This window comes from Photobacterium ganghwense (genome assembly GCF_003025595.1).
Lineage (GTDB): Bacteria > Pseudomonadota > Gammaproteobacteria > Enterobacterales > Vibrionaceae > Photobacterium > Photobacterium ganghwense.
Genome location: NZ_PYMI01000001.1, coordinates 1012909 through 1024855 on the forward strand (window position 1 = coordinate 1012909; position 11947 = coordinate 1024855).

At 53.4% G+C, this 11947-nt stretch carries 14 protein-coding genes; 3 read left to right on the forward strand and 11 right to left on the reverse strand.

The window, feature by feature from the left end:
• The first annotated feature begins 5 nt into the window (after nucleotides 1-5).
• Nucleotides 6-1868, forward strand: coding sequence for a 1-deoxy-D-xylulose-5-phosphate synthase (dxs, locus tag C9I92_RS04465; protein ID WP_047883930.1), 1863 nt, complete (start codon nucleotides 6-8; stop codon nucleotides 1866-1868).
• A 112-nt stretch (nucleotides 1869-1980) separates the two neighbouring features.
• Here dxs and pgpA read toward each other — a convergent pair whose 3' ends face one another.
• From pgpA to nrdR, 8 genes are all read right to left on the reverse strand, one after another.
• Nucleotides 1981-2466, reverse strand: coding sequence for a phosphatidylglycerophosphatase A (pgpA, locus tag C9I92_RS04470; protein WP_047883931.1), 486 nt, complete (start codon nucleotides 2464-2466; stop codon nucleotides 1981-1983).
• A gap of 3 nt (nucleotides 2467-2469) precedes the next feature.
• Entirely contained in the window at nucleotides 2470-3444 is a 975-nt protein-coding gene (thiL, locus tag C9I92_RS04475) for a thiamine-phosphate kinase (RefSeq protein WP_047883932.1), read from the reverse strand.
• Nucleotides 3445-3516: 72 nt separating this feature from the next.
• Entirely contained in the window at nucleotides 3517-3984 is a 468-nt protein-coding gene (gene nusB, locus C9I92_RS04480; protein ID WP_047883933.1) for a transcription antitermination factor NusB, read from the reverse strand.
• Nucleotides 3984-4454 (reverse strand): 6,7-dimethyl-8-ribityllumazine synthase, encoded by a 471-nt coding sequence (ribH, locus tag C9I92_RS04485; protein ID WP_047878822.1) that lies wholly within the window; start codon nucleotides 4452-4454, stop codon nucleotides 3984-3986. The genes nusB and ribH overlap by 1 nt, the downstream gene beginning before the upstream one ends.
• Nucleotides 4455-4639: 185 nt before the next feature.
• Nucleotides 4640-5743, reverse strand: coding sequence for a bifunctional 3,4-dihydroxy-2-butanone-4-phosphate synthase/GTP cyclohydrolase II (ribBA, locus tag C9I92_RS04490; RefSeq protein ID WP_047883934.1), 1104 nt, complete (start codon nucleotides 5741-5743; stop codon nucleotides 4640-4642).
• Between the two features lie 47 nt (nucleotides 5744-5790).
• A complete protein-coding gene (locus C9I92_RS04495) occupies nucleotides 5791-6447 on the reverse strand; it encodes a riboflavin synthase (RefSeq protein ID WP_047883935.1) in 657 nt (218 codons plus the stop codon).
• Between the two features lie 15 nt (nucleotides 6448-6462).
• A complete protein-coding gene (gene ribD, locus C9I92_RS04500; RefSeq protein WP_047883936.1) occupies nucleotides 6463-7608 on the reverse strand; it encodes a bifunctional diaminohydroxyphosphoribosylaminopyrimidine deaminase/5-amino-6-(5-phosphoribosylamino)uracil reductase RibD in 1146 nt (381 codons plus the stop codon).
• Between the two features lie 54 nt (nucleotides 7609-7662).
• Nucleotides 7663-8112, reverse strand: a complete 450-nt coding sequence (nrdR, locus tag C9I92_RS04505; protein ID WP_047883937.1) for a transcriptional regulator NrdR — start codon at nucleotides 8110-8112, stop codon at nucleotides 7663-7665.
• 63 nt (nucleotides 8113-8175) lie between these two features.
• Here nrdR and C9I92_RS04510 point away from each other — a divergent pair, with 63 nt between their 5' ends.
• Nucleotides 8176-8373: a hypothetical protein gene (locus C9I92_RS04510; protein WP_107193809.1), complete on the forward strand. Its 198-nt coding sequence runs from the start codon at nucleotides 8176-8178 to the stop codon at nucleotides 8371-8373.
• Here the strand turns inward: C9I92_RS04510 and glyA are convergent.
• A complete protein-coding gene (gene glyA / locus C9I92_RS04515; RefSeq protein ID WP_047883938.1) occupies nucleotides 8364-9614 on the reverse strand; it encodes a serine hydroxymethyltransferase in 1251 nt (416 codons plus the stop codon). The two genes, C9I92_RS04510 and glyA, sit on opposite strands and share 10 nt — an antisense overlap.
• Before the next feature lie 446 nt (nucleotides 9615-10060).
• Here glyA and C9I92_RS04520 point away from each other — a divergent pair, with 446 nt between their 5' ends.
• On the forward strand, nucleotides 10061-10687 hold the full coding sequence (locus C9I92_RS04520) for a YitT family protein (protein WP_047883939.1): 627 nt from the start codon (nucleotides 10061-10063) through the stop codon (nucleotides 10685-10687).
• Nucleotides 10688-10999: 312 nt separating this feature from the next.
• Here the strand turns inward: C9I92_RS04520 and glnB are convergent, their stop codons facing one another.
• Both glnB and C9I92_RS04530 read right to left on the reverse strand, forming a co-directional pair.
• Nucleotides 11000-11338 (reverse strand): nitrogen regulatory protein P-II, encoded by a 339-nt coding sequence (gene glnB / locus C9I92_RS04525; RefSeq protein ID WP_047883940.1) that lies wholly within the window; start codon nucleotides 11336-11338, stop codon nucleotides 11000-11002.
• A gap of 117 nt (nucleotides 11339-11455) precedes the next feature.
• Nucleotides 11456-11860 (reverse strand): hypothetical protein, encoded by a 405-nt coding sequence (locus C9I92_RS04530; RefSeq protein ID WP_047883941.1) that lies wholly within the window; start codon nucleotides 11858-11860, stop codon nucleotides 11456-11458.
• Between the last annotated feature and the right edge of the window lie 87 nt (nucleotides 11861-11947).

Genomic DNA, 11947 nt, shown 5'->3' on the forward strand with positions numbered 1-11947 from the left:
ATGATATGACACTGGATATTTCAAAATACCCTCATCTGGCTCTGGCCAATACCCCAGATGAACTTCGCCTGCTGCCGGCAGAAAGCCTGCCCGCCGTCTGCGATGAGCTGCGTACATACCTGCTGAATTCTGTCAGTCGCAGCAGTGGCCATTTTGCCTCAGGGCTGGGTGCGGTCGAACTGACCGTGGCTCTGCACTATGTGTACAACACCCCGTTTGATCACCTGATCTGGGATGTCGGCCACCAAGCCTACCCGCACAAGATTCTGACCGGTCGCCGAGATCAGATGCCGACCATCCGCCAGAAAGGCGGCCTGCATCCGTTCCCGTGGCGCGAAGAAAGTGAGTATGACGTACTGTCCGTCGGCCACTCTTCAACGTCGATCAGTGCCGGTCTGGGAATGGCGATTGCCGCTGCCAAAGAAGGTCAGGGACGTAAAGTCGTGAGTGTTATCGGCGACGGTGCGATTACCGCCGGGATGGCATTCGAAGCGATGAACCACGCCGGGGATATTCACCCGGATATGCTGGTGATTCTGAACGACAACGAAATGTCGATTTCAGAAAACGTAGGTGCCTTGAACAACCATCTGGCTCGCCTGCTGTCAGGTAACCTCTACACCACCATCCGCGAAGGTGGAAAGAAAGTGCTGTCCGGTGCGCCACCGCTCAAAGAGATGGTCAAGCGTGCCGAAGAACACCTGAAAGGCATGGTGGTCCCGGGTACCATGTTCGAAGAGCTGGGCTTTAACTATATTGGCCCGATTGACGGCCATGACGTCGAAGAACTGGTCAAGACCCTGCGGAACATGCGTAACCTGAAAGGACCGCAGTTCCTGCACATCATGACCAAAAAAGGCCGTGGTTATGCACCGGCCGAAGCCGATCCGATTAACTATCATGCCGTACCGAAGTTTGACCTGACGCAGACGCCAATTCCAAAAGCGAAAAGCCTGCCGACCTTCTCCAACGTGTTTGGCGACTGGTTATGCGACATGGCTGAGCTGGATGAAAAGCTGATGGCCATTACCCCGGCCATGCGTGAAGGCTCCGGCATGGTACGGTTTTCGAAAGAGTTTCCGGACCAGTACTTTGATGTCGCCATTGCCGAGCAACATGCGGTGACACTGGCAACCGGTCTGGCCATCGGCGGTTATAAACCGGTTGTGGCGATCTACTCGACTTTCCTGCAGCGTGGCTATGACCAACTGATTCACGACGTGGCGATCATGGACCTGCCGGTCATGTTTGCTATCGACCGTGGTGGTCTGGTGGGAGCGGATGGTCAGACCCATCAGGGCGCGTTCGATCTGAGCTTTATGCGCTGCATTCCGAACATGGTGATCATGGCACCGAGCGATGAAAACGAATGTCGCCAGATGCTGTACACCGGCCACCAACATCAGGGGCCAAGTGCCGTACGTTATCCGCGCGGCAGTGGGACAGGCGTCACACCGGAACGGGAGATGACAGCACTGCCTATCGGTAAGGGGATCATTCGCCGTGAAGGGGAAAAGGTTGCCATCCTGAACTTTGGCACCACCCTGAGCTACGCGCTGGAAGCGGCAGAAAACCTCAACGCCACCGTGGCCGACATGCGCTTTGTAAAACCGCTGGATGAAGCCCTGATCCTTGAACTGGCAGCTAACCATGATGTCCTGGTCACCGTCGAGGAAAATGCCATCGCCGGTGGTGCAGGCAGCGGGGTCAACGAATTCCTGATGAAGCAGAAAGTCCTCAAGCCGGTTCTGAACCTGGGCTTGCCGGATCGCTTTATTGAGCAAGGCACACAGGCCGAACTGCATGCTGCCCTGGACATTGATGGCCCAGGCATTGAGAAGCAAATCCGCGCTTACATGGCCGATTAAGCCTCAGGCAAGTCCAATTTAAAAAACCGCGCAATGCGCGGTTTTTTCTTTCTGACGGTTTTAAGTTTGGCTTTTTATCCCGTACTGAGATCGTGACTAACTGCCCACGTAGCTACCAGCCCAGCCAGTGGCCTGTTCCCCATAGGGCGATCATGGCCATGAAACCTGCCAGAATATCATCCACCATGATCCCCAGCCCGCCATGAACATGTTTGTCCAGCCAGCTGATTGGCCACGGCTTCACCATATCGAAAAAGCGGAACAGGATAAAACCGGTCAATACCCATTGCCAGCTCACTACCGGCGCAATGGCCATGGTGATCCAGAACCCGACAAACTCGTCCCAGACAATACTGCCGTGGTCGTGCACCCCCATATCATCAGACGTGCGCTGACAAATCCGGATGCCCACCACCGCCGCGACCAGCGTCAACAGCAGGTAGATGCCATACGGTAGCTGCGCCAGCAACAAGTAAAACGGCACAGCCGCGAGAGTCCCCATGGTGCCCGGTACGACCGGTGACAACCCGCTACCGAATCCGGTCGCTAGCAGATGCCACGGGTTTTTCAGATTAATGTTTGCTTTCGGATCCGTCACAGCTTACTCCGCAAAATGATCATAACCATGCAATTGCCAGTCCAACGGCTGGCCATCGCGCACCAGGCTGACTGCACTGCCCGCCCGAATCTGGCCGATACAGGTTGCCTTTACACCGGTGTGGGCCATCGTCGTATCAACCGCGCCACGATTTTGTGCCGGTACGGTAAAGCAGAGTTCGTACTCCTCCCCGCTGGTCAGCGCAAGTTGCAGCGCCTTATCTCGGTCAGGCATAAACTGGCACAGCTCGGGTGACAGCGGCAGAGCATCCACATCCAGCTCAGCCCCGACCCCGGACCGCTTCAGGATATGTCCCAGATCTGAAATCAGGCCATCTGAAATATCCAGAGCTGCCGAAGCTATATCACGCAGTGCTTGCCCGGCCAGAATCCGGGGTTGCGGCTCATAATGGCGCGATAGCAGTGTTGCCGCCAGCTGGGCATCGTCAGAGTGTTGCTGGTTGAGCAGCAATGCCAGTCCGGCGGCGCTATCACCCAGGTTGCCGGTCACATACACCCAGTCCCCGACCTTTGCCCCGCTGCGGGTCAGCGCCTGTCCCTGAGGGACAAAACCATGCACCGTCAGAGTAATACTCAACGGCCCTTTGGTGGTATCGCCCCCCACCAGCTGCACCTGATAGTACTCCGCCAGGGCAAAGAAGCCCTCACAGAACCGGGCCAGCCAGGTTTCATCAGGTTCCGGCATCGTCAGCGCCAGTGATACCCAGGCAGGGGTCGCCCCCATCGCTGCGAGATCACTAAGATTAGATGCCAGTGCCTTGTGCGCAACAAGCGCAGGATCGGCATCAGGCAGGAAGTGGGTACCGCATACCAGTGAGTCGGTGCTGACCGCCAGTTGACTGCCAGACGGCACTTCGAGCAAGGCGCAGTCATCGCCGATTGCTAAAGGAACATCTTTCCGGGAGACCGCCTGCTGGGAGAAATAACGGGCAATCAGATCAAATTCGTTTGTTGCCATGTGCTTTTATGGAAGGGTTCTCAGTCTAGATAGAAAAAAGGCCAGCAGTGCTGGCCTTGTAAGTATTCGCGCTTACTTCTTACGAAGTGTCGGTGCCGCTTTATCCAGCACACCATTCACAAACTTGTGGCTGTCTTCCGCGCCGAAGGCTTTCGCCAGTTCGATCGCTTCGTTAATCACTACTTTGTATGGTACGTCATCACGCTTCATCATCTCGTACATAGCCAGACGAAGCAGAGCAAGTTCCATCTGATCCAGGTCCTGTAGCGGACGTGACAGGTATGGACGCATTTTGCTGTCCAGTTCCTGGTGGTTCAGAACAACACCCGTCAGCAGATCACGGAAGTAGGCAACGTCTGTCTGCGGTGCAGCCAGAACAGGGGCATCAGCCTGATGCTCTTCTTCTTCAAAGTTGTCGCCAGACAGGAAATGCTGCTCGATATCAGCAACATTGCCTTTGGTGATTTGCCAAGAGTAAATAGCTTGCACTGCAAACTGACGTGCATTACGACGTGCGGCTGGTTTCACACTAACCCCCATTAGGATTCAATTTGGGACAGGACATTAACCATTTCAAGCGCGCTTAGTGCAGCCTCTGCCCCTTTATTACCAGCCTTGGTACCGGCACGCTCAATGGCTTGTTCGATGGTATCAACAGTCAGTACACCAAATGCCACCGGAGTGTTGTACTCCAGAGCAACCTGTGCCAGACCTTTGTTACACTCACCGGCAACATAATCAAAGTGTGGCGTACCGCCACGGATCACAGAGCCAAGCGCAACAATAGCGTCATAACGATCGCTTTTAGCTACTTGCTGAGCAACCAAAGGCAGCTCGTAAGCACCAGGGCAACGTACAACAGTAATGTTGTCATCACTTACCTGACCCTGACGTTTCAGCGCATCCAGAGCGCCTTCCAGCAAGCTTTCATTAATGAAGCTGTTGAAGCGAGAAATTACGATAGCAACTTTTGCGTTTGGTGCCGCGATGGCGCCTTCGATTACCTTCATGGGCCTTCCTGTGACTATGTCTTTTTTCCGGTATGAGAAACCGCGGGAGTCTATCACACTTTATGCGTTATACCAATTGGCATCTTTCATACGTATAAAGCGAGAACGCCGCACTTTCTGTTCCGGCTATTAAATGATAAGTCAGCGGGCCAGGGCCCGCTGATAAAATACGAACAGCGATGTGGTTATTCGCAAATATATTCGACCACTTCCAGACCGAATCCGGACAGTGAGTGGTAACGCTGGGTACTGGATGACAGCAGGCGCATCTTGGAGACCCCAAGGTCAGACAGAATCTGTGAGCCGACACCGACCTGACGAGACTGGTCTTTCGGGTTGAGCTTCACCTGCGGGTTGCCCTCACGTTGCGCCGCCATATGCTGCACCTTGGTAATCAGTGATTCCGGATTTTCCGCTTTGCTCAGAACCACCAGCACCCCGCCCTCATCGGCGATACGTTTCATAGCACACGGCAGTGTCCACTGGCTGGCACCGGAGTGCAGAATGTCTTTGAAAGTGTCCTGCAAATGCACACGTACCAGCGCTGGCGTATCAGCAGAAACCGGCCCTTTCTGCAGCGCAAAATGGACCTGGCTGTCGATGGTGTCGCGGTAAGTGATCATCTCAAACTCACCGAACTCTGTTGGCAGAATACACTGCGCGATACGCTCAATGGTGGTTTCGTTATTGTTGCGGTACTCAATCAGATCAGCAATGGTCCCCAGTTTCAGACCATGCTGCTCGGCGAACACTTCCAGGTCCGGACGGCGTGCCATAGTGCCGTCTTCATTGAGGATTTCAACAATCACACTGGCCGGCTCCAGCCCCGCCAGACGAGCGATATCACAACCGGCTTCGGTGTGACCAGCGCGCGCCAGCACTCCGCCTTCCTGCGCCATCAGCGGGAAGATATGGCCCGGCATCACGATGTCAGCTGGGGTTGCATGCTGGGCCACCGCGGCCTGCACTGTGCGAGCACGGTCTGCGGCAGAGATACCGGTTGTCACCCCTTCCGCCGCTTCAATGGAAACGGTGAAGTTCGTGCTGAACTGCTCAGTATTGTCCTGCACCATCAGCGGCAGCTTGAGCTGCTGACAGCGCTGCTTAGTCAGCGTCAGGCAAATCAAGCCACGTCCGTGGCGCGCCATAAAGTTAATGGCCTCAGGGGTGATTTTTTCGGCGGCAATGATCAGATCGCCTTCGTTTTCCCGATCTTCATCATCCATCAGAATGACCATTTTGCCCTGACGGATATCCTCAATGATTTCCTTTGCACTGCTCAATGCCATAACGCTACCTTTTGTTGTTGTGTCTGCTTGCTGAACCGCCTTGGCGGTTATCTCAGAAATCCGCTACGTGCCAATAGATCCATCGAAACCTGTGACGACTGAGCTGCGGCTTTCTCTCCCAGCATCAGGCGCTCCAGGTATCGGGCAATCACATCCACTTCCAGATTCACTTTGCGACCCGGCTTGAAGCTTTCCATCGTGGTTTCAAGCGCAGTATGCGGCACGATGGTCAGTTTGAATTCGTCGCCACGCACGGCGTTAACGGTCAGGCTGATTCCGTCGACGGCCACCGAGCCTTTCTCAGCGATGTATTTCGCCAGATGCGACGGCACCTTCACCCAGAACTCAATGGCACGACCGGTTTGTGTCCGCTCGACAATCTCCGCCACATGGTCGACATGGCCCGAGACCATATGCCCCCCGAAACGGGTGGTCGGCAACATGGCTTTTTCCAGATTCACTTTCTGGCCCGGCTTGTAGGAAGCAAACGCTGTCCGTTGCAAAGTCTCCAGTGACAGATCGGCTACATAACCGGACCCGGTTAGGGCAACCACGGTCAGGCACACGCCATTCGTGGCAATACTGTCCCCCAATTTTACATCGGATAGATCGAGCTTGCCGGACTCCACGGTTACAGAAATGTCTTTGCCTTTCGGTGTCAGCGCGGTAAGGGTACCGACCGCTTCGATAATGCCAGTAAACATGAAAAACCTTTTTGATTAATTGTGTATGGGACGTGCCGTAATACGGATATCCGGGCCAACCATGCGAACATCGCTGATGATCAGCTCCGGCACCTGAGCCATCGCCGTCAGACCGCGGAGATCCACCAGCCCGCGACTGTCACTTCCCATCAGTTTAGGTGCCTGGTACAAAATCAGTTCATCGACCAGCCCGGCAGCGAGCAGCGCACCGGCCAATCCGGCACCGGCTTCCACCCAGATATGGTTAATATCATGACCAGCCAGTGTGTCCATCAGTGCGCTCAGATCAATCTGTCCCAAAGGGTGTGCTATTGAAGCTTGTACCGCTGTGGCCGGCACCAGCACCTGCTGCACAGACTCTGGCCATGTCTGGGTGTCCGCCTGAGTCCTAATCAGCAGCGTTTCGCCCGGCAGACCGATCAGCTGATGCAACGGTGTTACCCGGTTGCGGCTGTCGATAATGACACGTATCGGCTGACGGAGTTCGTGTTCAGGGTACTGCTGCTGCACACTGGGGTTCAGTGAGGCCCAGCGCACGTTCAGGGAAGGATTGTCTGCCAGCACAGTCGCACTGGTTGAGAGAATTGCACCGGCTTTAGCGCGATAACGCTGCACATCGGCTCTGGCGGCCGGACCGGTGATCCACTTGCTTTCACCATTTGCCAGCGCAGTGCGACCATCCAGGCTGGCTGCCAGTTTCAGTTGGACAAACGGGCGGCCGGTTTTCATTCGCTTGATGAACCCGGGATTCAGCGCCTCAGCATCTTGCGCCAACAGCCCAACCGCAACGTCAATGCCCGCCTCCTGCAACATCTTGATACCGCGACCGGCAACTTTGGGGTTCGGATCCACCATGGCGCATACCACCCGGCTGACCCCTGCGTTCACCAACGCTTCAGCACACGGCGGAGTACGGCCGTAATGGGAACAGGGTTCCAGCGTTACGTAGGCGGTCGCGCCTTTTGCTCGCTCACCGGCCGCACGCAGGGCAAAGACTTCAGCATGGGGTTGACCGGCACGGTAGTGGAATCCCTCGCCGACAATTTCTTCGCCGTGAGCAATTACACACCCCACATTGGGGTTTGGGGCTGTCGTGTACTGACCGCGTTGTGCCAGAGTGATGGCACGATGCATCATGGCATGGTCATTAGGTGAGAACATTTGACTACGATTCTTCTCAGACTGGCCGGACCCGTTACGGCCCGGCTGGAGGACTTACTTTTCCAGTTTGGCGATCTCTTCACCAAACTCACGAATATCTTCAAAACTGCGGTAAACAGAGGCAAAGCGAATATAAGCGACTTTATCCAGCTCTTTGAGCGATTCCATCACCAGATTACCGATCATTTCTGACGGCACTTCACGCTCGCCGGTAGCCCGCAACCGTGACTTGATAGTGTTGATCGCCCGCTCGATATCGTCGGTGCTGACCGGGCGCTTTTCCAGCGCACGCTGAATTCCACCGCGTAACTTATCTTCGTTAAACGGGTCGCGGCTGCCATTGGTTTTGATCACCCGAGGCATCACCAGCTCGGCTGTTTCGAATGTCGTATAACGCTCGTTGCACGCCAGGCACTGACGGCGACGGCGTACCTGGTGACCATCTGCCACCAGGCGAGAATCGATCACTTTGGTGTCATTCGCACCACAAAAAGGACAATGCATCTTGCCTCCTTATTTTCGGTATCTCAGTGTACCCCATTTCAGCGCTATGTAGAGAGTACTCGGATGAATTTTATGCCGGAAAGGCAGCAATTTCCGTATGATCGACAAAAGCAGAAAGCAGAAAGCAGAAAGCAGAAAGCAGAAAGCAGAAAGCAGAAAGCAGAAAGCAGAAAGCAGAAAGCAGAAAGCAGAATAACAAAAGGGCTTGCCGCAGCAAGCCCTCAAAAACATCAGAACGCGATAACGAGTGATTATGCGTAAACAGGCAGGCGCTTACAGATTTCCAGCACCTTCGCTTTCGTCGCTTCAATCACTTCAGGATTGTCGATGTTGTCCATCACGTCACACATCCAACCAGCCAGCTGCTTGGCATCTTCAACGGTGAAGCCACGGCGAGTGATCGCTGGGGTACCAACACGGATACCTGATGTAACGAACGGGCTGCGTGGATCATTCGGTACGCTGTTTTTGTTCACAGTGATGTTTGCAGCGCCCAGTGCGGCATCCGCTTCTTTACCTGTGATACCTTTGTCAATCAGGTCAACCAGGAACAGGTGGTTTTCAGTACCGCCGGAAACGATCTTGTAACCGCGCTCCAGGAACTCACCAACCATTGCTTTTGCGTTTTCCACAACACGCGCCTGGTAGTCTTTGAACTCAGGCTCCATTGCTTCTTTGAAAGCCACGGCTTTCGCGGCAATCACGTGCATCAGAGGACCACCCTGACCGCCAGGGAAAACAGCTGAGTTCAGTTTCTTGTACAACTCTTCGCCAGCATTTGACAGGATCAGACCACCACGTGGGCCCGCCAGTGTTTTGTGCGTAGTCGTTGTTACCACGTGGGCATGTGGTACCGGGTTCGGGTAAACACCCGCAGCAATCAGACCAGCAACGTGCGCCATATCAACAAAGAAGTACGCGCCCACTTTGTCAGCGATTTCACGCATGCGTTTCCAGTCAACAATCTGTGAGTAGGCAGAGAAACCACCGATGATCATCTTCGGCTTGTGCTCAAGTGCCAGCGCTTCCACTTCGGCGTAGTCAATCTGACCGTCAGCATCGATACCGTAAGGAATGATGTTGTACAGCTTACCAGAGAAGTTAACCGGAGAACCGTGAGTCAGGTGACCACCGTGTGCCAGGCTCATACCCAGAACGGTATCGCCAGCATTCAGCAGTGCCATGTAAACAGCGTTGTTTGCCTGTGAACCTGAGTGCGGCTGAACGTTCGCGTACTCAGCACCAAACAGTTGGCACGCACGATCGATAGCCAGTTGCTCAGCTTTGTCGACATACTCACAGCCACCATAGTAACGCTTACCCGGATATCCTTCCGCATACTTGTTGGTTAGTTGAGAGCCCTGTGCTTCCATCACACGTGGACTGGTGTAGTTTTCAGAAGCAATTAACTCAATGTGCTCTTCCTGACGCGCAGTTTCTTCCTGAATGGCTGCAAATAGTTCAGCGTCGTAATCGGCAATGTTCATGTCGCGCTTTAGCATCTGTCTCTCCTGACTCAGATTGTTTCATACCATTTTGTCTAAGTTGCGGCAGTTTTTCGCGCCCCGGACAAAGCGGTGGTAAACATACATTTTTGGCACAAAACTGGAAAATCGCAAAGCTAGGCGCCACGCGGACGCAAACGTTTTCGTCATGCCGGTAGATAACGCCGTATTTTACAGAAATTGATCTCAATCAGGTAGCCCTAAAGCGACTTTTTATTAGTATTTATTTTCTCGTCGGGGATGAATTATTTTCAACTTGATCAATCCCTGCCCAAACAACAGGTAGACCATAAATTTGATTACACAAGAAAATAGTGAAATTTTATTTGTACAAATCTGTAAATAATTTAATACGTACGCCATTGAAGCGTTTTCGTGATGAGGCTCATCTTTTTACTAAAGGAGGATTATGATGAGCGCCATCAACGAAAAGGAGTGTTGTCTTGAGCGGTTATACCCATTCACTGAAAGAAAATATCATTGCCATTCTCACCGGCACCTTTATTGTCTCTCAGGGCGTTTTCTTTTTGCAGCAGGCTAACCTGCTCACCGGCGGTACCACAGGTCTGGCACTGCTGCTGAGTCACTTTGTCGATCTCACTTTCGGCCAGCTGTACTTTATGATGAATATGCCTTTCTACCTGATGGCCTGGTTCCGTATGGGGAAAAGCTTTGCCATCTCCAGCGTGGTCGCCGGTAGCCTGGTATCGGTGATGACCGACAACCTCTATCAGGTGGTAGAAATCAGTCGTCTTGACCCGCTGTACTGCGCGGTCATCGGTGGTCTACTGATGGGCCTGGGGATGCTGATCCTGTTCCGCCATAAAACCAGCCTGGGTGGGTTTAATGTGCTGGTACTTTACCTGCAGGAAAAAATGGGCTGGTCTGCCGGCAAGCTACAGATGGGCATCGACTTTGCGATTCTGACGGCTTCTTTCTTCCTGGTCAGCCCAACGGTTCTGATGTACTCAGTGATCGGCGCCTTTATGCTGAATCTGGTTCTGGCGATGAACCATAAACCGGGGCGTTACAGCGGTAATCAGGCACAAAAAACCCGCGCGAACGCGTAAACGCCAGCAGATACCAAGCGCTGTCACCAGGTGACAACTGGCTAAAAGCGAAGAACAGAAAAGGCTTGCGAACGCGCAAGCCTTTTTTATTTTGATAACCGATAAAGATTCAACGCATGGCTTTGCCTGTACCACTAGGGCCCTGCATAGCCCTATTCTCTGCTTGTATAACGTCAAGCGGACAAAGCTTTTGGCTGGACAAGGCGCTATTGGGTAAACAAAAATATCGACCGGGGCACCTTTTTCTTGCAGGTATAAAAAAACGCGCTCCGGGCGCGTTCTTTCATTCATAGCACGGTTGAATAAGCGGGATCAGATCGCCTCTTCATCCTCTTCGCCGGTACGGATACGCACCACACGCTCGACATCAAAGATGAAAATCTTACCGTCACCGATTTTGCCCGTCTGGGCCGTTTCAATGATCGTGTCGACGCACTGGTCAGCAACATCATCGGCTACCACGATTTCCAGCTTCACTTTCGGAAGAAAATCCACCATGTATTCCGCGCCGCGATACAGCTCGGTATGGCCTTTTTGACGCCCAAATCCTTTCACTTCTGACACGGTCATACCGGTAATGCCGACATCAGCCAGCGCTTCACGAACATCATCAAGCTTGAACGGCTTAATGATGGCTTCAATTTTTTTCATGTTCATCATCCTTTGCTTGAGCAGAGGTCGGTGACGGCTCAGGCGTAAACGCCGCCAACTGCCTGATTAATATTGCCCGCAGTATAGCAAATAGGTTCGCCCCTGTTGACAGGCGGTTCAGTATTTTTCTGTGGGGAGCACCACATCGTCGTCCATCATTTTCAGCAACAGCAGTACCGCAAAAATCAGTACCAGGCTGTTGAGAAACACAATCACCGGCTGCCGGAACTCCGGCTGAAACAGCTGGGGCAGATACGGGATCAGGCTATAGCCGAAAAACATGGTGACAGCGGGGATGAAGAAATAAAGCGGGATGAATCCCCAGCGATTGCCGCGGCACAGCCCGGCAATCGCGGTCAGACCGGAAATCAGTACCAATGTAGCAATCACGCTGGGCACGATCCCGATTTGCTTGAAACTGAAAATTGCCGCGAAGGTATCCGCATAGCGGATCAGGCAGATCACCACCAGTGCAGCCAGCCCTTTGGCCGCAAGGAGAAACCCATTGCGTGTGTCGTCCATTATTCTCTCTCTTCCTTGAAAGCGTGTGGAGCTGGCTGTGATCGGGATAAAAAATAATCGCATAGTTTATGTGGGTAATGTCAACAG

What these genes read in the sequence shown, in the direction of transcription:
- dxs (WP_047883930.1), top strand. Translation starts at nt 6, where the DNA reads ATGACACTGGATATTTCAAAATACCCTCATCTGGCTCTGGCCAATACC.
- thiL (WP_047883932.1), bottom strand. Translation starts at nt 3,444, where the DNA reads ATGGCAACAAACGAATTTGATCTGATTGCCCGTTATTTCTCCCAGCAG.
- nusB (WP_047883933.1), bottom strand. Translation starts at nt 3,984, where the DNA reads ATGGGGGTTAGTGTGAAACCAGCCGCACGTCGTAATGCACGTCAGTTT.
- ribH (WP_047878822.1), bottom strand. Translation starts at nt 4,454, where the DNA reads ATGAAGGTAATCGAAGGCGCCATCGCGGCACCAAACGCAAAAGTTGCT.
- ribBA (WP_047883934.1), bottom strand. Translation starts at nt 5,743, where the DNA reads ATGGCATTGAGCAGTGCAAAGGAAATCATTGAGGATATCCGTCAGGGC.
- C9I92_RS04495 (WP_047883935.1), bottom strand. Translation starts at nt 6,447, where the DNA reads ATGTTTACTGGCATTATCGAAGCGGTCGGTACCCTTACCGCGCTGACA.
- ribD (WP_047883936.1), bottom strand. Translation starts at nt 7,608, where the DNA reads ATGTTCTCACCTAATGACCATGCCATGATGCATCGTGCCATCACTCTG.
- nrdR (WP_047883937.1), bottom strand. Translation starts at nt 8,112, where the DNA reads ATGCATTGTCCTTTTTGTGGTGCGAATGACACCAAAGTGATCGATTCT.
- C9I92_RS04510 (WP_107193809.1), top strand. Translation starts at nt 8,176, where the DNA reads ATGAATTTTATGCCGGAAAGGCAGCAATTTCCGTATGATCGACAAAAG.
- glyA (WP_047883938.1), bottom strand. Translation starts at nt 9,614, where the DNA reads ATGCTAAAGCGCGACATGAACATTGCCGATTACGACGCTGAACTATTT.
- glnB (WP_047883940.1), bottom strand. Translation starts at nt 11,338, where the DNA reads ATGAAAAAAATTGAAGCCATCATTAAGCCGTTCAAGCTTGATGATGTT.
- C9I92_RS04530 (WP_047883941.1), bottom strand. Translation starts at nt 11,860, where the DNA reads ATGGACGACACACGCAATGGGTTTCTCCTTGCGGCCAAAGGGCTGGCT.